Here is a 20,840-nt window from a genome sequence, read left to right on the forward strand (position 1 = left end):
AAGTCGGTAACTGACACGGCACCGACCGATAGCCTGAACTGGGGGAACAGGAGCGAAGGAGGAATGTGGACACGCTCGGGACCCCAAGGACCGCGCCGGGCGCGGCGCCGCGACCGGGGCTGCGCGAGATCAAGAAACAGCGCACCCGGGACGCCCTGGTGCGGGCCGCGATGGAGCTGTTCACCACCCAGGGCTACGAGCGCACGACGGTCGACGAGATCGCCGAGGCCGTCGACGTCTCCCAGCGCACCTTCTTCCGCTACTTCGCGGGCAAGGAGGACGCCGCGCTCGCCGTGCAGGCCATGACCGAGGCGTCCTTCCTTGAGGCGGTGCGCGGCCGTCCGCCGCACGAGACCCCGATGCAGGCCCTGCGCCAGGCGGTCGTCGAGGGCTGGGACCGGATCGGCGAGTCCATCGAGGCGGTCGTCCCGGTAGAGCTGTATCTGCGGATGTACCGGATGATCGAGTCGACCCCGGTGCTGCTCGCCGCCCATCTGCGCCGCTCCGCCGAGACGGAGGAGAAGATCGCGCGGGTGCTGGCCGACCGCGAGGGCATCGACGTCGACGCCGATCCACGGCCCCGGCTGCTGGTGGCCGTCTTCGGCGGGGTGATACGGGTCACCGAGCGGCAGTGGAGCGTCGGCGAGGACGGCAGCGTGGAGGCGATGCGCGAGCTCACCGCGCGCTACCTCGATCAGGTGGACTCGGCCATCAGGGGCAACTGGCGCACCACTTGAACCCTTCACCGAGTTTGCGAAACGTGATCCCCGTCACTCGGTTCACGCGAGACCCTCTCGTTCTCCTAGTGTGTCCTCCCAGTGACTTCCTTCGACACCTCCCCGCAACTGAACGTCTGGCGCATGCTGCTCGCGCTGGCCGTGGTGTTCGTGATGCTGGCGACCACGGGCTGGACGGCACTGCGCCACCAGCGGGAGAGCACCGCGCTGCAGGCGTCGCTCTCCGCCTGGGAGCACGGCAGCGTCGCCGGCCACCGGCTGCCCGACCCGGACGCCTCACCCGCCCGCCTCACCCGGTTCTTCGCCTCGCTCACCGTGCAGGAGCGCGACGGGCTGGCCCGCCGCTATCCGCTCGCCGTCGGCAACATGAACGGCGCCCCGGCCGCCTTGCGCTACAAGGCCAACCGCGTCGCGCTCGCCCAGGCCGCGCACACCGAGCGGGCCCGTATGCACGACATGCGGCTCAGCAGGGCCGGGCAGCAGGTGGCGGGCAAGCGCATGCACCGGTTCGAGTCGATGCTGCGCGACGGCCGGCAGATCCTCGCCTTCGACCCGGACGGCTCCGGCCGCGCCGCCGAGGTCTTCGGCGACCTCGACAAGGCCCAGCGGATCTCGGTGATCGTGCCCGGCGTCGACACCGATCTGATGACCTTCCAGCGCACCTACCGCAAGTACTCGGCCCCGGCCGGCATGGCCGGCTCGCTGTACGCCGCCGAGCGCTCGGCCAGCCCCTCGACCCGTACGGCCGTGATCGCCTGGGCCGACTACACCGCGCCGGCCGGTCTCGGCATCGACTCGGCCACCGCGATGCGCGCGAGGGACGGCGCCGTACGCCTGAACGCGCTGCTGCGGGCCCTGCCCGGACGCTCTCCGGTGTCGCTGTTCTGCCACAGCTACGGCTCGGTGCTGTGCGGGGTCGCCGCGCACTCGATGCCGGGCCGGGTGTCCGACATCGCGGTGGCCGGCAGCCCCGGCATGCGGGTGACGAAGGCCGCGCACCTGGGCACCTCCGCCCGGGTGTGGGCGATGCGGGACGCCACGGACTGGATCCAGGACGTGCCGTATCTGGAGTTCGGCGGGCTCGGCCACGGCGCGGACCCGGTGTCGGCGGCGTTCGGCGCCCGGGTGCTGTCGGCGCGGGACGCGCAGGGCCACGCGGGCTACTTCGAACCCGGCACGGACAGTCTGCGCAACTTCGCCGAGATCGGCGTCGGCGCATATGACTCGGTGAGTTGCGCCGACGAGGACGGCGCCTGCCGGGTGGGTTTGTCCGGTGCGGCGACGCCCGGACGCGCGTAGAGACAGCAGGAAGTGCGGTCTGCGCGGGGATGGGCCGAAGAAGCGGGTGCCGCATACGATGAGCCGCATGGGTGACGTACTGGCCGGATTTCATGCCGCCTGGGAGTTCGAGTCCGACTCCGTGCTCATCCGTTACGAACGGGGGATTCGAACACCGAGGCTCTTCCAGGTGCTCGGGGAGCGGCGCGTCCCGCTGACGGCTCTGGAGTCGGTGACGCTCACGCCGGGCAAGCGCGGCACGGTCGTGCTGCGGGCCGTGCCCCGGCCGGGCGCCGATCCGCTGCTGGAGGCGGCCGACGGGCAGCTGAAGGAAGGGTGCGACCCCTACCGGCTGGTGCTGCCGGCCGAGCGGGAGACCCTCGCCGAGTACTACGGCGACGAGCTGCGCGCCCGGCTGACCGAGTCGGGTCCGGCCGAGCGGTTCCTGGTGCGGGCGCCGCGGGTGCCGCTGTCGTTCAAGGCGTACGACGCGAAGGCGTCCTTCGACGGGTCGACGGTGCGCTTCCGCTGGTCGTGGACGGGTGCCTCGTCGGCGAAGTGGAAGGCCGGCGACCAGAGCTTCGCGGTCGCCGACCTCAGCGGGGTGGAGTGGCGCTCGCCCGAGGTCTTCGAGGGGCATCTGCGGCTGATACGGCGGGAGGGCGAGGGCGCCTCCCCGCCGCACCCGGACCAGGACCCGGCCGCGGTGGTGTTCGGGCTGGGGTACGGGCCCGTGCACGAGTCACTGCCGTTCGCGGCGGCGGTGCTGGCCGCTGTGCGGGACTGCCGGCCGGCCGTCTCGGTGCCGGCCGCTCGGCGTGATCCCGCGGACATCGCCGAGCGGATCCGGCACCTGGGGGAGCTTCATCAGGCCGGGCTGGTCACGGATGAGGAGTTCTCCGTGAAGAAGGCCGAGTTGCTCTCCGAGCTGTAGGAGCGTTCTCGTCTGCCGGGTCCTTGTTCGTCGGCGGGTGCGGGGCCGTTGTGGCTGATCGCGCAGTTCCCCGCGCCCCTTCAGGGGGTTGCCGTGCCCGGAGCTGTCGAGATCTCTTTCGCGTAGTGGCTGATCTTTCGGTCCAGTACCGCCAGCGTGTCGTGCAGTTCGGCGATTCTGCTCAGCACGTCCCGGCGGGTGGCCTCCAGCAGGGCGTGGCGCTCGGCGTAGGTGCTGTCCCCCTCGCGCACGAGCTGTGCGTAGCGGACCATGTCGGCGACCGGCATGCCGGTCAGCCTCAGCTTGCCCACGAGGTCCAGCCAGTCCAGGTCGCGGTTGGTGTACCGGCGCTGGCCGGTGTGCGAGCGGTCGATGTGGTCCATGAGGCCGATGCGCTCGTACCAGCGCAGGGTGTGGGCGGTCAGGCCGGTGAAGGCGACGACCTCGCTGATCGTGTAGCGGTCCTGGCCGTCGGGGCGGGGGTGGCGCCGCGGCGGGGCGGAACAGATGTCCCTGCGGGTGGCTTCCTCGATCTCCTGAAGGGCCGCGGCCGTGGTCTGCATCACCGTCATGGCTCCCACGCTATGACCTTGGAGTGCACTCCAAGCAAGCGGATTCGGTAAGAAAACGGCGGGACAGCACCGCGCAATGTAAGTACCGTAAGCCGCATGAGCCTAGTACGCCGTGCTGTGCCGGAGGACGCCGGGGAACTGCTCCGGCTGCGCCAGGTGATGATCGACGCCGTACGGACCGAGCCGGCCGCCGACTGGCACGCCGAGTCCCTGCCCGGGCTGCGGGCCCGCCTTGCCGATCCGGACGGGGACTTCGCGGCGTTCGTCGTGGACCATCCCGAGCGGCCGGGGGCGCTGGCCGCGCTGGTCGTGGGCACGCTGGAGTACCGGATCGGGCGGGCGGGGCATCCGCGGGGGATCGCCGGGTTCGTCTTCAGCGTGGCGACCGACCCGGACGCCCGGCGGCGCGGGTACGCGCGCGCGTGCATGGAGGAGCTGCTGGCGTGGTTCCGGGAGCGCGGCGCGGGTTACGTGCATCTGACGGCGTCGGCCGAGGCGGAGCCGCTGTACGCGTCGATGGGCTTCGCACGCAAGCCCGACCCGTTGATGGAGCTGACGCTCTGAGCGCTTAGGCTCGTCGGCATGTCGCTGAACAGCCTCGCGTTGATCGAGAACTGGCCGGTTCCCACCGCCGCGGCGGGGGTCGTACGGGCCGACGGGACCGTGCTCGGCACCCATGGGCCGGCCGACCGGCCGTTCCCGCTGGCCTCGGTGACCAAGCCGCTCGCGGCGTACGCCGTCCTCGTCGCCTACGAGGAGGGCGCGATCGAGCTGGACGAGCCGGCCGGGCCCGCCGGGTCGACGGTGCGGCATCTGCTGGCGCACACCTCCGGACTGGCCTTCGACGAGCACAAGGTGACGGCGGCGCCCGGGGAGCGGCGGCTGTACTCGAACGCCGGCTTCGAGCAGCTGGGCGACCACGTGGCCAAGGCGACGGACATCCCGTTCGCCGAGTATCTGCGGCAGGCGGTGCTGGAGCCGCTCGGCATGACGGGGACCTCGCTGGAGGGCTCCCCGGCCAAGGACGGCGTGTCGACGGTGGCGGACCTGCTGCGCTTCGCCGCCGAGGTGCAGGCGCCGCGGCTGCTGGACCCGCGCACGGTCGCCGCGGCGATGACCGTGCAGTACCCGGGGACGAAGGGGGTGCTGCCGGGGTACGGGCACCAGAACCCGAACGACTGGGGGCTCGGCTTCGAGATCCGCGACGGCAAGGCGCCGCACTGGACGGGCGCGGCGTCCTCGCCGCGCACGTTCGGGCACTTCGGGCAGTCGGGCACGTTCCTGTGGATCGACCCGGACGCCGGGTGGGCGGACGGGAACGGCAGGGGCGCGGCCTGTGTCGCGCTGACGGACCGGGCCTTCGGGCCGTGGGCGATCGAGGCGTGGCCGGTGTTCACCGACGCGGTGCTGGCGGAGCTGCGCTGATCCGGGCACCGGGGAGCACCGGCCACGCCCGCGCGGCGCGGGCCTAGAAGGTGACCCGGAACTCGCAGCTGGGGTCGATGGAGTCGCCGGGGTTGCCGATCGCCCGGTCCTGGGTGCCGCCGTCGCAGGTCACCCGGTCGTTGCCGTTGACTCCGTCGCGGAGGTTGATCTGGTCGTTGCCTCGCCCGGTGGCGATCGTGTCGGGACCCGTGCCGGCGTCGACCGAGGCGTTGTAGAGCAGCGGGGCGGAGGCGGGGTTGTTCTGGTCGGCCCGCTGGTCGATGAAGAGCGTGTCGCTGTTGTCGCCCAGCGCGATCTGCAGCTGGGTGATGCCGACACCGCAGTCGGCGGTGGTGGCGTCGAGGGGCCGGCAGCCGTTGAACGCGGCGATGCCGGACTCGTCCTCGACGATCGCGTGGACGCCGTCGGCCAGGGTCTGACCGCCGACGTGGACCACGTTGGCGACCCCGGAGCGGGCCACGAGCTGCACGGTGCCGCCGGAGCGGGTCACCGTCGACCCGGGCGGGTCGAGCGCGACGGCGGGCAGGGTGAAGGCGGTCAGAACCAGGCCGGCGGCCGCGGCGGGAGCGGCGGCGCGTATCAGGGGGCGGGGAGCGAGCTTCATGCTGTCTGTTCTCCTTGCTGGTGGGGAGGCCCGACGGGGACTGGGGGCCTCAGCGCCAGACAAACAGCTCGTAGCGACCGATGCACTGTTGGTTACGTGCGTTCGGGTGTCGTACGCGCATTCGACATCTCCCAGAGGAGGACCTCCGCGGCCGACTCCCCGAGCAGCTCCAGGTCCCTCGCGTCCGTGATCCGCGCCGCGTCACCCGGCCCCAACCGGTCCTCCGCCAGCCTGACCTGACCGCGCACCACATGGACGTAGACGTACGGCGCGTCCGGCACCGCCGTCCGCTCCCCCGCCGCCAGCCGCCGCGGGTGCAGCATCGCGCCCGCCCCGGGGACGGCGTACGGGGTGGAGTCGGCGATGCCGCGGACGATCTCGTACGACGGCTCGCCGCCCGGCCGCAGCGGGGCCAGCCACATCTGCACGAAGGTCAGGGGCCCCGCGCCGTCGTTGCGCTCCACGTGCCGCACGCCCGCCGCCGAGCTCAGGCGCTGCACGTCGCCGGGGCGCACCCGTGTCTCGTGCCCGGTGGAGTCGCGGTGGGTCAGCTCCCCCTCGACGACCCAGGTGACGATCTCGGTGTGGCTGTGCGGGTGCTCGTCGAAGCCGGCGCCGGGCGCGAGCCGCTCCTCGTTGCAGGCGATCAGCGCGCCGAAGCGAAGATTGTCCGGGTCGTAGTGCGGCCCGAAGGAGAAGGCGTGCCACGACTGGATCCCGGCCTCCGGCTCACCGCCGGGATAGCGCTCGCCGGAGCGCCGTACGTCCACCATCACGGGGACCACGGTAGCCCCGCCGCAGGCCGGTGCCGTGCGCAGTCCGGACCCGGCGGCACACACCGTCGTCCCGATAAGGCAGTCTTGTCCCCGTGCCCGAACCAGAAGCCCGTCATCCCGAAGCCGCAGCGCACCACCTCCATCCGCACTCCGCGACCCTGAAGCGGCTGGAGAAGTCCTCCGGTTCGCTCGCCGCGCAGGCGATCGCGCGGATGGACGAGACGCTGCCCTGGTACCGGGCGATGCCCCCGGAGAACCGTTCCTGGATCGGGCTGGTCGCCCAGGCCGGCATCGCCGCCTTCACCGAGTGGTTCCGGCACCCCGACGCACCGCAGGCCATCTCCACCGACGTCTTCGGCACCGCGCCGCGCGAGCTGACCCGGGCCATCACCCTGCGCCAGACCGTGGAGATGGTGCGCACCACCATCGAGGTCATGGAGTCGGCCATCGACGAGGTGGCCGCCCCCGGCGACGAGAGCGTGCTGCGCGAGGCGCTGCTGGTGTACGCCCGCGAGATCGCCTTCGCCACCGCCCAGGTGTACGCGCAGGCCGCCGAGGCACGCGGTGCCTGGGACGCCCGGCTTGAGTCGCTCGTGGTGAACGCCGTGCTCAGCGGGGAGGCCGACGAGGGCGCCGTCAGCCGGGCCGCCGCGCTCGGCTGGAACGCGCCGGAACACGTGTGCGTGGTGCTGGGCACCGCCCCGGACGGGGACAGCGAGCTGACCGTGGAGGCCATCCGCCGGGCCGCCCGGCACGCCAAGCTGCAGGTGCTCACCGGGGTGCTGGGCAGCCGGCTGGTGGTCATCGCGGGCGGCAGCGACAACCCGCTCGCGGTGGCGAAGTCGCTGATCGGCCCGTTCGCCGCCGGGCCGGTGGTGGCCGGTCCGATCGTGCCCGACCTGCTCGCCGGGACCCGGTCCGCGCAGGCCGCCGCGGCCGGACTGAAAGCGTGTTCGGCCTGGCAGGACGCGCCGCGGCCGGTGCTGGCGGACGATCTGCTGCCGGAGCGCGCCATCGCCGGTGATCCGATGGCGCGGGAGCAGTTGGTGGAGGAGATCTACAGACCACTGGAGGAGGCCGGCTCCGCGCTGCTGGAAACGCTCTCCGTCTATCTGGAACAGGCGAGCAGCCTGGAGGGTGCCGCCCGGATGCTGTTCGTTCACCCCAACACCGTGCGCTACCGGCTCCGACGTGTGACTGACGTCACCGGTTGGTCGCCTTCCGATGTACGCTCTGCGTTCACCTTGCGCATCGCACTGATTCTGGGGCGTCTGGCCGACGGTGATCCCCAGACCTAGTGTTTTGTCGGGGGCCCACAAAACCCCTTCGTGTTCTTCGTCCTTGTCCCCACGGGCGGCCACGGCCGTCCCCAAGAGAGAGTGTGAGAGTGCTCGTACTCGTCGCTCCCGGCCAGGGCGCTCAGACGCCCGGCTTCCTGACTCCCTGGCTCGACCTGCCCGGCGCCGCCGACCGCGCCGCCGCCTGGTCCGAGGCCATCGGACTGGACCTCGCCCACTACGGCACGAAGGCCGACGCGGACGAGATCCGCGACACCTCGGTGGCCCAGCCGCTGCTGGTGGCGGCCGGCATCCTGTCCGCCGCGGCACTGGGTGACGTGTCCCCGGGTGCCGTCGCCGGCCACAGCGTCGGCGAGATCACCGCGGCCGCCTTCGCGGGCGTCCTCGACGACACCGCCGCCCTCGGCCTGGTCCGCACCCGCGGCCTGGCGATGGCCGACGCGGCCGCGATCACGAAGACCGGCATGTCGGCGCTGCTCGGCGGAGACCCGGAGGTCTCCGTCGCGCACCTGCAGAAGCTCGGCCTGACCCCGGCGAACATCAACGGCGCGGGCCAGATCGTCGCCGCCGGCACGCTGGAGCAGCTCGCCGCGCTGAACGAGGACAAGCCCGAGGGCGTCCGCAAGGTCGTCCCGCTGCAGGTCGCCGGCGCCTTCCACACGCACCACATGGCCCCCGCGGTCGACAGGCTGGCCGAGGCCGCCAAGGCCCTCACGCCGGCCGACCCGAAGGTTCCGTACGTCTCCAACAAGGACGGGCAGGCCGTCGCCACCGGCGCCGAGGTGCTTGAGCGGCTGGTCGGCCAGGTCGCCAACCCGGTGCGCTGGGACCTGTGCATGGAGACCTTCAAGGAGCTCGGTGTGACCGCGCTGCTGGAGGTGTGCCCGGGCGGCACGCTGACCGGCCTCGCCAAGCGGGCCCTGCCCGGTGTGAAGACCCTGGCGCTGAAGACCCCCGACGACCTCGACGCGGCCCGCGAACTCATCGCCGAGCACGCCTGAGACGCCCAAGGAGCCGAATCGAACATGGCGAAGATCAAGGCCAGCAAGGGCGCCCCGTACGCGCGCATCGTCGGCGTCGGCGGCTACCGCCCGACCCGCGTGGTTCCCAACGAGGTCATCCTCGAAAAGATCGACTCCTCCGACGAGTGGATCCGCTCCCGCTCCGGCATCCAGACCCGGCACTGGGCGAACGACGAGGAGACCGTCGCCGCGATGTCCGTCGAGGCGTCCGGCAAGGCGATCGCTGACGCCGGGATCTCCGCCGAGCAGATCGGCGCGGTGATCGTCTCCACCGTCACGCACTTCAAGCAGACCCCGGCCGTCGCCACGGAGATCGCCGACAAGCTCGGCACGAACAAGGCCGCCGCGTTCGACATCTCCGCGGGCTGCGCCGGCTTCGGCTACGGCCTGACCCTCGCCAAGGGCATGATCGTCGAGGGCTCGGCCGAGTACGTGCTGGTCATCGGCGTGGAGCGGCTGAGCGACCTGACCGACCTGGAGGACCGCGCGACGGCCTTCCTGTTCGGTGACGGCGCCGGCGCGGTCGTGGTCGGCCCCTCCCAGGAGCCGCACATCGGTCCGACGGTCTGGGGTTCGGAGGGCGACAAGTCCGAGACCATCAAGCAGACCGTGCCGTGGAACGAGTTCCGCATCGGCGACGTCTCCAAGCTGCCGCTGGACAGCGAGGGCAACGTCAAGTTCCCGGCCATCACGCAGGAGGGCCAGGCGGTCTTCCGCTGGGCCGTGTTCGAGATGGCGAAGGTCGCCCAGCAGGCGCTGGACGCGGCCGGGATCTCCGCGCACGAGCTGGACGTCTTCATCCCGCACCAGGCCAACGAGCGGATCATCGACTCGATGGTGAAGACCCTGAAGCTGCCCGAGACGGTCACGGTCGCCCGTGATGTGCGGACCACCGGAAACACCTCGGCCGCCTCGATCCCGCTCGCGATGGAGCGGCTCCTGGCGACCGGTGAGGCGAAGAGCGGCGACACCGCACTCGTCATCGGATTCGGGGCGGGTCTCGTCTACGCCGCGACGGTCGTTACTCTCCCCTAGGCACTCCGTGCCGGAACATTCGTCTCCGGCACGGCGAGAGCACCACCCTGCCGCTCCCGCGGCGGGCGCCACACCCTGAAGAACACCAAAGAAGGAGCGCCAAGATGGCCGCCACTCAGGAAGAGATCGTCGCCGGTCTCGCCGAGATCGTGAACGAGATCGCCGGGATCCCGGTTGAGGACGTCCAGCTGGACAAGTCCTTCACCGACGACCTGGACGTCGACTCGCTGTCCATGGTCGAGGTCGTCGTCGCCGCCGAAGAGCGCTTCGACGTGAAGATCCCGGACGACGACGTCAAGAACCTCAAGACCGTCGGCGACGCGACCGACTACATCCTCAAGCACCAGGCCTGAGTCCTGCTCGGGCCGGGCGTGCCCCGGCCCCGCCACCCGGCGGTGGCGCCGTGACGAATCCTCGTTCAATCGTTGGAGAAAGAATTCCCGTGAGCTCGACCAATCGCACCGTGGTCGTCACCGGTATCGGCGCAACCACACCGCTGGGTGGCGACGCAGCCTCGACCTGGGAGGGCCTGGTCGCCGGACGTTCCGGCGTCAAGCCCCTGGAGCAGGACTGGGCGGCCGACCAGGCCGTCAAGATCGCGGCCCCGGTCGCCGTGGAGCCGACCGAGGTCATCCCGCGGCCGCAGGCCCGCAAGCTGGACCGCTCGGCGCAGTTCGCGCTGATCGCGGCCCAGGAGGCGTGGAAGGACGCCGGCTTCGAGGCGAAGGCCGGCGAGGACGGCAGCGTCGACCCCGACCGCCTCGGCGCGGTCATCGCCTCCGGCATCGGCGGTGTGACGACCCTGCTGGACCAGTACGACGTGCTGAAGGAGAAGGGCGTCCGCCGCGTCTCCCCGCACACCGTCCCCATGCTGATGCCGAACAGCCCCTCGGCCAACGTGGGCCTGGCCGTGGGCGCCCGCGCGGGCGTGCACACGCCGGTCTCCGCGTGCGCCTCCGGCGCCGAGGCCATCGGTTACGCCATCGAGATGATCCGCACCGGCCGCGCCGACGTCGTCGTCGCCGGCGGTACGGAGGCGGCGATCCACCCGCTGCCCATCGCCGCGTTCGGCAACATGATGGCGATGTCCAAGAACAACGACGACCCGCAGGGCGCCTCGCGCCCCTACGACGTCGCCCGCGACGGCTTCGTCCTCGGCGAGGGCGCCGGCGTGCTGGTCCTGGAGTCCGCCGAGCACGCCGCCAAGCGCGGCGCCCGCGTCTACGCGGAGGCGGTCGGGCAGGGCGTGTCCGCCGACAGCCACGACATCGTGCAGCCGGAGCCGGAGGGCCGCGGTATCGCGCACGCCCTGCAGAACCTGCTGGACCGCACCGGCCTGGACCCCGCGGAGATCGTGCACGTCAACGCGCACGCCACCTCCACGCCGGCCGGTGACATCGCCGAACTGAAGGCGCTGCGCAAGGTCTTCGGCGACGACACCGACCACATCGCGGTCTCCGCGACCAAGTCGATGACCGGTCACCTGCTCGGTGGCGCCGGCGGTGTCGAGTCGGTCGCGACCGTGCTCGCGCTGTACAACCGGGTGGCTCCGCCGACCATCAACGTCGAGAACATCGACCCCGAGGCCGAGGCGAACGCGGACGTGGTCCGCGGGGAGGCGCGGAAGCTGCCGGCCGACGGGCGTATCGCCGCGCTCAACGACTCGTTCGGGTTCGGTGGGCACAACGTCGTTCTGGCGTTCCGTACGGTGTGACAGTGCCGTTAGGCGTCAGTGGCCCGGGCTCCTTGTGGAGGCCGGGCCACTCGCCGTTGTGTGTGCTGTTCGTCGCCGGGTGCGGGTTCGTTGTGGCTGGTCGCGCAGTTCCCCGCGCCCCTGGGGCCTGCTCCCTCGCGGCGTCTTTCAGACCACCTGGTGCAGCCAGCGCACCGGCGCTCCCTCTCCCGCGTACCTGAACGGTTCCAGTTCGTCGTCCCAGGGCTTGCCGAGGAGTTTGGCGATCTCGGCTTCCAGGTCCGTCTCGTCGCGCTGGGAGCGCAGGAGGGCGGCGCGCAGGCGGTCCTCGGGGATGAGGATGTCGCCGTGGATGCCGGTGACGGCGTGGAAGATGCCCAGGTCGGGGGTGCAGGAGTAGCGCTCGCCCTCGGCGGTGGCGCACGGCTCCGCGGTCACCTCGAAGCGCAGCAGGTGCCAGCCGCGCAGCGCGGACGCCAGCTTGGACGCCGTGCCCACCTCGCCCTGCCAGGAGAACTCCGAGCGCCAGGTACCGGGTGCGGCGGGCTGCCGGATCCAGTCGAGGTTGACGCGCGTGCCGAGCACCCCGGCGACGGCCCACTCGACGTGCGGGCACAGCGCGCGCGGCGCGGAGTGCACGTACAGAACTCCACGTGTCGTCACCGGGACCTCCGGGCAGGCGGGTCGTCTTGCGGGCGGGCGGGGCGGCGGCCGGCAGGCCACGTTGATGGCGAGGCTACCGTGCGGCGGCGCAAGGAGTGTGACGTACCGTCGGTCCCGGTGCGGTGAAACGCCTGCCATTCACCCAGGGGGACGCTTGTACGGGTGTGAGCCGTTGCACGGCACGGTGGGGGAACCCCCGCGCGTTGTGATGGTGGCAAGGAGTCTGCCGGACGATGTGAGGGGATCTGCTGCGGATGCGGAAGCGAAGCCACCGGGTGCGGGCCGTGACGGCCCTCGTGGCGGCCGCCGTGCTGGGCGCCGCGGGCTGTGACGCGGTCGGCGGGGACTCCCCCGGCGGGCCGGGGGGTCAGGCGCGGGCGTCACGTCCGTCGCCGACGCCGTCGTGGGACACCACGCCGGATTCCGTCGCGGCGGTGGGTGACTCCATCACGCGCGGTTTCGACGCCTGCTCGGTGCTGTCGGACTGTCCGCGGGTGTCGTGGGCGACCGGCGACAGCCCGGAGGTGGACTCGCTGGCGGTGCGGCTGCTGGGCAGACAGCGGGCGGCCACGCACAGCTGGAACTACGCGGTGACGGGCGCCCGGATGGCCGACCTTCCGGCCCAGATGGCGCGGGCGGCGGCGCGCAGACCGCAGTTGGTGACGGTGATGGCGGGCGCGAACGACGCCTGCCGGGACACCACGGCGGCGATGACGTCCGTGGCGGACTTCCGCGCCCGGTTCGAGGAGGCCCTGCGCACGCTGCGGCGGTCGCTGCCCAAGGCGCAGGTGTACGTGGCGAGCGTGCCGAACCTGAAGCGCCTGTGGTCGCAGGGCCGCACCAACGCGCTGGGCAAGCAGATCTGGAAGCTGGGCATCTGCCCGTCGATGCTGGGCGACGCCGATTCCTTCAGCGCCGCGGCCACCTTGCGCCGGGACACCGTGCAGAACCGGGTGGAGGCGTACAACGCGGTGCTGAAGGAGGTGTGCGCCAAGGACAGGTACTGCCGCTTCGACGGCAACGCCGTGCACGACTTCCGCTTCGGCACCGCGCAGTTGAGCCACTGGGACTGGTTCCACCCCAGCACCGACGGGCAGGCACGGCTCGCCGAGATCGCCTATCGCACGGTCACCGCGAAGGAGCCGGTGTCCTAGGGTTCCCCACATGAGCGAACTTTTCGGAACACTTTCCGACGGCACCCCGGTCCACCGCTGGACCCTGGAGCGTTCGGGCACCCGGGTGCGGGTCCTCTCCTACGGCGGGGTCGTGCAGTCGGTGGAGGTGCCGGACCGTCAGGGGCGGGCCGGGGACGTGGTGCTCGGGTTCGCCGGCCTCGACGGCTATCTCGCCCACCCGGAGCCCCATCTGGGCGCCCTGGTGGGCCGGTACGCCAACCGGATCGCCGGCGCCCGCTTCACCCTGGACGGGCACGCGTACCCGCTCGCGCCGAACGACGGCCCCAACTCGCTGCACGGCGGCGTGCGCGGCTTCGACAAGCGGGTCTGGGACGTGCGGCCGGTCGAGCACGGGGTGCGGCTGAGCCGGGTCAGCGCGGACGGCGAGGAGGGCTTCCCGGGCCGCCTGGAGGTCACCGCGACCTACACCCTGGACGCCTCCGGCGCGCTGCACGTGGCCTACGAGGCGGTCACGGACGCGCCGACCGTGGTGAACCTGACCAACCACAGCTACTTCGACCTGGCCGGCTCCCGCCACGCGGGCGGCCTCGAACTGCGTCTGGACGCCTCCCGCTACACCCCCGTCGACGCCGGCCTGATCCCGACCGGGAAGCTCGCGGACGTCGCCGGCACCCGCTTCGACTTCCGTGCGCCGCGCACGATCGGCTCGGGCTACGACCACAACTTCGTCCTGGACAAGGGCGTCACCGAGGCCCCCGTGGAGGTGGCCGAGCTGCACGACCCGGAGTCCGGGCGGGTGCTGACGGTGGCGACGACCGAGCCGGGCCTGCAGCTGTACTCCGCCGACCACCTGGGCGACCCGTTCGGCCCGGGCGCCGGCGTGGCGCTGGAGACACAGCACTTCCCCGACTCCCCGAACCGGCCGGAGTTCCCGAGCACGGTGCTCAGGCCGGGCGAGGTGTACCGCTCGGAGACGGTGTACGGCTTCTCCGTGCGCTGAACGGCACGAGCCCCGGTCCAGGGGTCAGGTCCCGGACCGGGGCTGCTGGTGGGGGGCCGTCCCCCGTCAGGTGGGGCGGCGTCCCGGATCAGACGTTAATCGTGACGGCGATGCGACGGTCCGCGATCGAGCGTCCGGCCTGGATCTCGTACGAACCCTTCACAAATGACCATGAGTTGGTCGTCTCGTCCCAGATCTCGAAGGCGCGGCGCGGCAGCTCGACGACCGCCTCGGCGACCTCGCCCGGCCCGGCCTCGACGCCGGCGAAGCCGGCCAGCCACCGGGCCGGGCGGCCGGCGCCGGGCTCGGTGGGCGCGAGATAGAGCTGTACGACCTCCCGCCCGGCCCGGGTGCCGGTGTTGCGGACGCGGACCGTCACCGTCGTCCCGTCCGTCTCGGCCGACTCGTAGGTCCAGTCGGTGTAGCCGAGGCCGTGGCCGAAGGGGTACGCCGGGGTGCGGCCTTCCTTCTCCCAGGCGCGGTAGCCGATGAACACGTCCTCGTCGTAGTCGAGCCGGCCCTCGGTGGGCACGACCCGGGTGACGGGCGCGTCCTGGAGGGAGCCCCAGGTGGTGGGCAGCCGGCCGCCCGGTTCGTACGCTCCGGTGAGCACGTCGGCCAGGGCGGCGCCGCCCTCCTGACCGGGGAACCAGCTCAGCAGCACGGCGGCGACCTCCTCGCGCCAGGGCAGCTCCACCGGGGAGCCGGAGTTGACGACGACGACGGTGTGGGGGTTGGCCTCGGCGACCGCGCGCACCAGGTCGTCCTGGCGGCCGGGCAGCGCCAGGTCCTTGCGGTCGAAGCCCTCCGATTCCACCCGCTCGGTGGTGGCGACCACGACGACGGCGGTGTCGGCGGCGCGGGCCGCTTCGACGGCCTCGGCGATCAGTTCGTCGGGGTCGCGCCGCGGGGCCTGGTGGGCGAGGGCGAACAGGACCGCCGACAGCGGTGCGGCTTCCTGCCGCTCGACGAGGTGGGTGAGGGAGACCTCGACGGGCTCGCCGGCGGTCAGTTCGGCCTGGGCGCGCTCCACCGGGGTGCCGAAGAACGCCTCGAAGGGGTCGCTGTCGCCGGCCGGGGGCTGGACGCCGTCGAAGTACGTCGTCCCCGCGACGCGGAGGGTGAAGCCGCCGGTGCCGCGGATGCCGAAGGTGTGCGGGCCGCTCTCGCGCGGGGTGAACACGCCGGTCAGTTCGACGGAGTGCAGGGTCTCGCGGGTGACGCCGTCGGGCAGGTCGGAGCCGAGCCACTGGATCTGCCCGTTGGGGGCGGAGGCGGTGCCGATGACCTCACCGTTCGCGTCCCGGCAGACGGCTCGCAGGGTGAAGCCCTGGTCGGCGACGGCGAGTTCGGTGGCCGGGTCGGCGCCGACGGCGTAGCGGACGGCGCCCTCGGGGAGGGCGGCGGTGAGGCCGTCGAGCGGGGAGACGATCCGGGCCGGGAAGACGGTGGCGGAGCCGCCGCCGAGGACGCGGGCGTCGCGGGCGGCGGCGCCGATCAGGGCGACGGTGCGGCCGGGCTTGAGCGGCAGCGCGGCGCTGTCGTTGCGGACCAGGACGAAGGAGCGGCGGGCGATCTCGCGGGCCAGGGCCTCGCCGTCGACGGCTCCGGGCAGTTCGGTGACGGCGGGCTCGGCGCCGGCGAGGGCGCCGGTGCGGGCGGCGAGCCGCAGCACACGGCGTACGGCGTCGTCGACGGCGGCCTCGGTGACCTTTCCGTCGCGGACGGCCTGGGCGAGGGCCTCGCCGAAGACGGTGCGCGGGCCGGGCATCGCCACGTCGAGGCCGCCCTGGAGCGCGCCGACCGTGTCGCGGGCGGCGAACCAGTCGGAGACGTTGCAGCCGTCGAAGCCCCACTCGCCGCGCAGCACCTCGTTCACCAGGTAGTGGTGCTCGGTCATGGTGGTGCCGTTGACCGTGTTGTAGGCGGTCATGATGCCCCAGGGGTGGGCGTTCTCCACGATGGCCTCGAAGGGCGCCAGGTACAGCTCGCGCAGGGCGCGTTCGGAGACGCGGTTGTCGACGGTGAAGCGGTCGGTCTCGGCGTCGTTGGCGACGAAGTGCTTGACGGTGGTGCCGACGCCGCCCGACTGCACTCCCTGGACGTAGCCGGTGCCGATACGGCCGGTGAGGTACGGGTCCTCGCTGTAGGCCTCGAAGTGGCGGCCGCCGAGCGGGGAGCGGTGCAGGTTGACGGTGGGCGCGAGCAGCACGTGGACGCCCTTGCGGCGGGCCTCCTGGGCGAGCAGCACACCGGCGCGGCGGGCGAGTTCGGGGTCCCAGGTGGCGGCGAGGGCGGTCGGGGAGGGCAGGGCGACGGAGGGGTCGTCGGCGCTCCAGCGCACGCCGCGCACCCCGATCGGGCCGTCGGACATGACGAGCGAGTCCAGGCCGATCTCGGGCAGTGCGGGCAGGGACCACATGTCCTGCCCGGCCAGCAGCCGCGTCTTGGTGTCCACATCGAGCTTGCCGAGTGCGGACTCGACGACCGCCTCGCGGGCCTCGTCGGCCGGGGTGCGCTGGGGTCCCGCCATCGCGGTGCCTCCTCATGACGTCCGTGCAGGGGCTCCCATGGTGCACCCGTTCCCTGTAGACCGGTAGTTTTCGTTATCCTGCCGTTATTCATGAGCCGGGGCTGGGGTACGGTGACGCCATGAACGCGAGGGTCAGGAGCGAGGAGCGGCGCGCGGAGATCGTGCGGGCGGCACTGGAGGTGATCGCCGAGCGCGGGTACCGGGGCGCGAGCCTGGGCGCGGTCGCGGAGCGGGTGGGCCTCACCCAGCAGGGGCTGCTGCACTACTTCCCGACCAAGGAGACGCTGCTGGTCGCCGTCCTGAAGGAGCGGGACCAGTGGGACGCGGTCCCGGACAGCCAGTGGCGCCTGGACCTGCTCGCCTCGCTGGTCGAGTACAACGCGATGCGGCCCGGCATCATCCAGACCTTCTCGGCCCTGCTCGGCGAGAGCGTCACCGAGGACCACCCGGCGCGCGCCTACTTCACCGACCGCTACCGCAGGGTCCGCGAGAGCATGGCGGACGTCCTGCGCACCGAGTACGGCGACCGCCTCCCCAACGGGCTCACCCCCGAACGCACGGCACCGCTCCTGGTCGCGGTGATGGACGGCCTGCAGTACCAGTGGCTGCTGGACCCGGAGACGGTGGACATGCCGGCCGCGTTCCGCGACTTCCTGCGCCTGCTGGGCGAGCCGGTGGACTGAGGTGCCCGTGCCGGGCTACGCACGGCGAGCGTGCCCGGCACGGTCTCGCCGGGCGGGGGCCAGGGCGGCCAGCATCGCCGTGCCGGTCAGGGCGAAGGCCCACGGGTAGCCGGTCCGGTCCGCGAGCGCGCCGAAGACGAGCGCGCCGACGCCCATGCCGGCGTCGTAGGCGACGTTCCACAGCGCGCTGACCGTGCCGTAGCCGGCCAGGGGCACGCGTGCGTACATCAGGGTCAGCGTGGCGTTCTGGGCGATGCCGAAGCCGATCCCGAACACACCGGCCGCGACGAGCACGGCGAGCGGGGTGGTGGTGAGCGCCATCAGCAGCGTGCCGGCGGCCGCGAGCAGCAGGCCGGGCAGCACCAGCGCGGCGGCGTCGTGCCGGTCGCCGTGCCGGCCGGCGAGCCAGCGCGCCACCGTGGTCGCCGCGGGCTGGACGAACAGGGCCACGGCGAGCAGACCCGTGGCCGAGTCGGGGACGGCCAGGGGCAGAAAGGTGACCACGATCCCGGCGGCCACGGCGATGGCCGCGAACACCACGGCCGGGCGCCTCAGTCCGGGCGTGCGCAGCCCTTCGGCGATGCTGACGGGTCGTCCCGAGGCGCGGATGCGGTCGGGCAGACCGGGCACCGCGAGGATCGCGGCGAGCGCGGCCAGCGCCCCGGCCGTGAACACCACCGTGTGACCCACGTGCGCAACCAGCCACACGCTCAGCGGCAACGCCAGCAGCGCGGGCACGCCGCCGACGACGCCGACCAACGCCAGACCCTCCCCGCGCCGTTCGGCCGGGATGAGCGCCGCGGTCAGCGCACCGCCCGCCACCACGGTGAACGCGAAGCCCCCTCCGCGCAGCAGGCAGATCGCGGCGATCCACCACAGCGCGCGGGACGACGTCAGCGCGAGGGCCGGCACTCCCAGCAGGGCGAGGCCCACCGCGAGCACGGCCCGGTAGCCGTGGCGACGGACCAGGGCGGGGGTCGCCAGCTCCCCCACCACCGTGCCCGCCATCAGCGCGCCGGTGGCCAGCCCGGCCGACCGGCCGCCGGCGCCGTCGGCCGAGGCGTAGCCGGGGACGACCGACAGCAGCAGGTAGAAGCTGGTGGAGGCCCCCAGGATGGACACGCAGCGCAGCAGCAACGGCCGTGTCAGCAGGGGCGGTCGAGGGGTGCGGGAACGGCCGCCCGCGTCGGTTGTCTCGGTCACGGCGGGACGCTACGCGGTCGGCCGGATCACCGATAAGCTCCACTTCCATGCCGGTTCAGTGGTCCAGTTGTCCGCCCGAACTGCTGCTGGCCGTCGACCGTGGCAGCGGCCGACCGCTGCGCGCGCAGGTGGAGCACGCGCTGCGGGACGCGATCCGCGGCGGCCGTCTGACGGTGGGCGAGCGGCTGCCGTCCTCCCGGGAGCTCGCCCGCACGCTCGGCCTCTCCCGCGGACTGGTGCAGGAGTGCTACGCGCAGCTGCGGGCCGAGGGTTACCTGGTGGCCCGCCCGGGTTCCGCGACCCGGGTGGCGTCGGGCGCCGCCGCCCCGCCGGACGGCGCACAGCCGCCCCCCGCTACCGCGCCACTGCTGGCCGACTTCCGGTGGGGCGTACCGGACCTGGGCTCCTTCCCGCTGCGGGACTGGCTGTGGGCCACGCGGGAGGCGGCCCGCGCGATGCCGACGGCGGCGTTCGGCTACGGCGACGCCCGTGGCAGCGCGCACCTGCGCGAAGTCCTGGCCGGCTATCTGCGCCGGGTCCGCGCCGCCGCGGCCGCTCCGGACCACATCCTGGTCTGCAACGGCTACGCCCAGGGCCTCGGTCTCGTCCTTCGAGTGCTCGCCGAGGGCGGAGTGCGGACCGTGGCCTTCGAGGACCCCGGCTCCCCCGGCGCGGCCCGCGCGGCCGCCGAGGCGGCCGGCCTGCGCGCGGTCTTCGTCCCGGTCGACGCCCACGGTGTCGACGTCCAGGCGCTGGCCGCGACCGACGCCCGCGCCGTCGTCGTCACCCCCGCCCACCAGTGGCCGACCGGCGTCGCCCTCGCCCCGGAACGCCGGCTCGCCCTGATCGAGTGGGCCAGGGGCCGCGACGCGATCGTCGTCGAGGACGACTACGACGCCGAGTTCCGCTACGACCGGGAACCGCTCGGCGCGCTCCAGGGCCTGGCGCCGGACCGCGTCGTCCTGCTCGGCACGGTCAGCAAGTCCCTCGCCCCGGCCCTGCGGCTCGGCTGGATGCTCTGCCCGCCGGCGCTGACCGGGGCGCTCACCGAACACAAGCACCGCAGCGACCGCGGCACCCCCACCCTCGACCAGCTCGCCCTGGCCGCGCTGATGGAGTCCGGACGCTTCGACCGCCATCTGCGCCGGATGCGCGCCCTCTACGCGGCCCGCCGCACCGCCCTGCTCGCCGCGCTCGCCGAGCACGCCCCCGACGTGCCGGTGACCGGTCTCGCCGCCGGTTTCCACGCCGTGGCCCGGCTGCCCGAGGACGCCGACGAGGACCAGGTCGTCACCGCGGCCCGTGCCCGAGGGGTCGGCCTGTACGGCATCGGCGCCTGCCGCGCCGCGGACCACGGCGGGCCCGCGCAGCTCGTCCTCGGCTTCGGCGACGTCGGCGAACGGGCCGTCGCCGAGGGCATCGCGGCCGTCGGCCCCCTGCTCACCGGCCGGCTGGGGGGTCACCGCCCGTGACCGGCACCACGGACCCGGGCCCCGCCCGCATCGGCGAACTCCTCGACGGCGTACGGCGGTCGGCCACCCGCCTCGACGTCACCCTCGACGCGCTGACCGACGCGCGGGCCCGCCGGCCCTCCACGCTGCCCGGCTGGAGCCGGGCCCACGTCCTGACCCATCTCGCCCGGAGCGCCGACGCCTACGTGTGGCTGCTGACCCTGGCCCGCACCGGCACCGCACCCGGCCCCCGGGCCGACGCCGCCGCCCTGGACCGGGCGCTGCGCGAGGGCGCCGAGCGGGACGCGGCCGCGCTGGTGGCCGACCTGCGCGGCAGCCTGCACCGGCTTCTCGACACGGCGGAGGCCATGCCCGCGGACCGCTGGCCCACGCTGGTCCGCGCCCTCGCGGGCTGGCGCCACCCGGCCTGGTACACCCTCCACCGCGCCCAGCGTGAACTGGAGACCCACCACGTCGACCTGGACCTCGGGTACCGCGTCACCGACTGGCCCGCCGGCTATGTCGCCCGGGCCCTCGACGAGACCGTCGCCGCCCTGGCCGCCCGGGACTTCCCCCTCGCCCGCGTCCGGGCCACCGACCTCGACCGCGACTGGGACACCGGCTCGGACGGCCCCGCCGTCACCGGCCCCGGCCCCGCGCTGCTGGCCTGGCTGTGCGGCCGCGGCCCGCACACCCCCCTGCTGTCGGACGGCCCGCTGCCGACCCCGCCCCGCTGGCCACTGCCCCCGGCGCCCGGCTGGTGCTGAGCACGCCCG

21 protein-coding genes are annotated in these 20,840 nt (G+C 73.1%); 15 read left to right on the forward strand and 6 right to left on the reverse strand.

The genetic code is table 11. The features are described from left to right. The first annotated feature begins 65 nt into the window (after positions 1–65). The 3 genes from C3489_RS14965 (at position 66) to C3489_RS14975 (ending at position 2,949) form a co-directional block, all read left to right on the forward strand. Positions 66–737: a TetR/AcrR family transcriptional regulator gene (locus tag C3489_RS14965; RefSeq protein WP_374936747.1), complete on the forward strand. Its 672-nt coding sequence runs from the start codon at positions 66–68 to the stop codon at positions 735–737. 81 nt (positions 738–818) lie between these two features. Further along, a complete protein-coding gene (locus tag C3489_RS14970) occupies positions 819–2,036 on the forward strand; it encodes an alpha/beta hydrolase (RefSeq protein ID WP_103782302.1) in 1,218 nt (405 codons plus the stop codon). A gap of 58 nt (positions 2,037–2,094) precedes the next feature. Continuing rightward, positions 2,095–2,949, forward strand: a complete 855-nt coding sequence (locus C3489_RS14975; protein ID WP_103782303.1) for a DUF4429 domain-containing protein — start codon at positions 2,095–2,097, stop codon at positions 2,947–2,949. Positions 2,950–3,029: 80 nt separating this feature from the next. Here the strand turns inward: C3489_RS14975 and C3489_RS14980 are convergent, their stop codons facing one another. After that, complete coding sequence (locus C3489_RS14980; protein WP_103782304.1) at positions 3,030–3,521, reverse strand: MerR family transcriptional regulator; 492 nt, start codon at positions 3,519–3,521, stop codon at positions 3,030–3,032. Between the two features lie 96 nt (positions 3,522–3,617). Between C3489_RS14980 and C3489_RS14985 the strand changes: the two genes are divergently transcribed. Both C3489_RS14985 and C3489_RS14990 read left to right on the forward strand, forming a co-directional pair. Further along, entirely contained in the window at positions 3,618–4,085 is a 468-nt protein-coding gene (locus tag C3489_RS14985; protein WP_103782305.1) for a GNAT family N-acetyltransferase, read from the forward strand. A gap of 18 nt (positions 4,086–4,103) precedes the next feature. Then, on the forward strand, positions 4,104–4,946 hold the full coding sequence (locus C3489_RS14990; RefSeq protein ID WP_103782306.1) for a serine hydrolase: 843 nt from the start codon (positions 4,104–4,106) through the stop codon (positions 4,944–4,946). Positions 4,947–4,989: 43 nt separating this feature from the next. On the opposite strand, the gene C3489_RS14995 is transcribed toward C3489_RS14990, so the two are convergent. Continuing rightward, complete coding sequence (locus C3489_RS14995) at positions 4,990–5,571, reverse strand: hypothetical protein (RefSeq protein WP_103782307.1); 582 nt, start codon at positions 5,569–5,571, stop codon at positions 4,990–4,992. Between the two features lie 92 nt (positions 5,572–5,663). After that, on the reverse strand, positions 5,664–6,344 hold the full coding sequence (locus C3489_RS15000) for a pirin family protein (RefSeq protein WP_181139679.1): 681 nt from the start codon (positions 6,342–6,344) through the stop codon (positions 5,664–5,666). Positions 6,345–6,439: 95 nt separating this feature from the next. Here C3489_RS15000 and fasR point away from each other — a divergent pair, with 95 nt between their 5' ends. From fasR to fabF, 5 genes are all read left to right on the forward strand, one after another. Beyond that, positions 6,440–7,645: a fatty acid biosynthesis transcriptional regulator FasR gene (gene fasR / locus C3489_RS15005; protein WP_103782308.1), complete on the forward strand. Its 1,206-nt coding sequence runs from the start codon at positions 6,440–6,442 to the stop codon at positions 7,643–7,645. 89 nt (positions 7,646–7,734) lie between these two features. Beyond that, positions 7,735–8,646, forward strand: coding sequence for an ACP S-malonyltransferase (locus C3489_RS15010; RefSeq protein ID WP_103782309.1), 912 nt, complete (start codon positions 7,735–7,737; stop codon positions 8,644–8,646). 24 nt (positions 8,647–8,670) lie between these two features. Continuing rightward, a complete protein-coding gene (locus C3489_RS15015) occupies positions 8,671–9,702 on the forward strand; it encodes a ketoacyl-ACP synthase III (protein WP_103782310.1) in 1,032 nt (343 codons plus the stop codon). Positions 9,703–9,806: 104 nt separating this feature from the next. Next, positions 9,807–10,055, forward strand: a complete 249-nt coding sequence (locus C3489_RS15020) for an acyl carrier protein (protein WP_004931691.1) — start codon at positions 9,807–9,809, stop codon at positions 10,053–10,055. Between the two features lie 89 nt (positions 10,056–10,144). Next, positions 10,145–11,416 carry a beta-ketoacyl-ACP synthase II gene (gene fabF, locus C3489_RS15025; RefSeq protein WP_103782311.1) on the forward strand — a complete coding sequence of 424 codons (1,272 nt, stop codon included), beginning with the start codon at positions 10,145–10,147 and terminating at the stop codon, positions 11,414–11,416. Between the two features lie 147 nt (positions 11,417–11,563). On the opposite strand, the gene C3489_RS15030 is transcribed toward fabF, so the two are convergent. Next, a complete protein-coding gene (locus tag C3489_RS15030) occupies positions 11,564–12,058 on the reverse strand; it encodes a DUF3145 domain-containing protein (protein WP_103782312.1) in 495 nt (164 codons plus the stop codon). A 254-nt stretch (positions 12,059–12,312) separates the two neighbouring features. On the opposite strand from C3489_RS15030, the gene C3489_RS15035 reads away from it, so the two are divergent. Both C3489_RS15035 and C3489_RS15040 read left to right on the forward strand, forming a co-directional pair. Next, the gene (locus C3489_RS15035; RefSeq protein WP_103782313.1) at positions 12,313–13,212 is read left to right on the forward strand and encodes an SGNH/GDSL hydrolase family protein; all 900 of its coding nucleotides are present in this window, start codon (positions 12,313–12,315) and stop codon (positions 13,210–13,212) included. A gap of 10 nt (positions 13,213–13,222) precedes the next feature. Beyond that, on the forward strand, positions 13,223–14,194 hold the full coding sequence (locus tag C3489_RS15040) for an aldose epimerase family protein (RefSeq protein WP_103782314.1): 972 nt from the start codon (positions 13,223–13,225) through the stop codon (positions 14,192–14,194). An 88-nt stretch (positions 14,195–14,282) separates the two neighbouring features. Here the strand turns inward: C3489_RS15040 and C3489_RS15045 are convergent, their stop codons facing one another. Beyond that, the gene (locus C3489_RS15045; protein ID WP_103782315.1) at positions 14,283–16,727 is read right to left on the reverse strand and encodes a glycoside hydrolase family 3 protein; all 2,445 of its coding nucleotides are present in this window, start codon (positions 16,725–16,727) and stop codon (positions 14,283–14,285) included. Positions 16,728–16,828: 101 nt separating this feature from the next. Between C3489_RS15045 and C3489_RS15050 the strand changes: the two genes are divergently transcribed. Beyond that, entirely contained in the window at positions 16,829–17,410 is a 582-nt protein-coding gene (locus C3489_RS15050; RefSeq protein ID WP_103782316.1) for a TetR/AcrR family transcriptional regulator, read from the forward strand. A gap of 15 nt (positions 17,411–17,425) precedes the next feature. On the opposite strand, the gene C3489_RS15055 is transcribed toward C3489_RS15050, so the two are convergent. Further along, positions 17,426–18,613, reverse strand: coding sequence for an MFS transporter (locus tag C3489_RS15055; protein WP_258054702.1), 1,188 nt, complete (start codon positions 18,611–18,613; stop codon positions 17,426–17,428). A 47-nt stretch (positions 18,614–18,660) separates the two neighbouring features. Here C3489_RS15055 and C3489_RS15060 point away from each other — a divergent pair, with 47 nt between their 5' ends. Beyond that, positions 18,661–20,085 carry a PLP-dependent aminotransferase family protein gene (locus C3489_RS15060; protein ID WP_103782317.1) on the forward strand — a complete coding sequence of 475 codons (1,425 nt, stop codon included), beginning with the start codon at positions 18,661–18,663 and terminating at the stop codon, positions 20,083–20,085. Continuing rightward, entirely contained in the window at positions 20,082–20,831 is a 750-nt protein-coding gene (locus tag C3489_RS15065) for a maleylpyruvate isomerase family mycothiol-dependent enzyme (protein ID WP_181139678.1), read from the forward strand. Before C3489_RS15060 ends, C3489_RS15065 begins: the two co-directional genes overlap by 4 nt. The last annotated feature ends 9 nt before the right edge of the window (positions 20,832–20,840 follow it).

Source organism: Streptomyces sp. Ru71 (genome assembly GCF_002920535.1).
Lineage (GTDB): Bacteria > Actinomycetota > Actinomycetes > Streptomycetales > Streptomycetaceae > Streptomyces.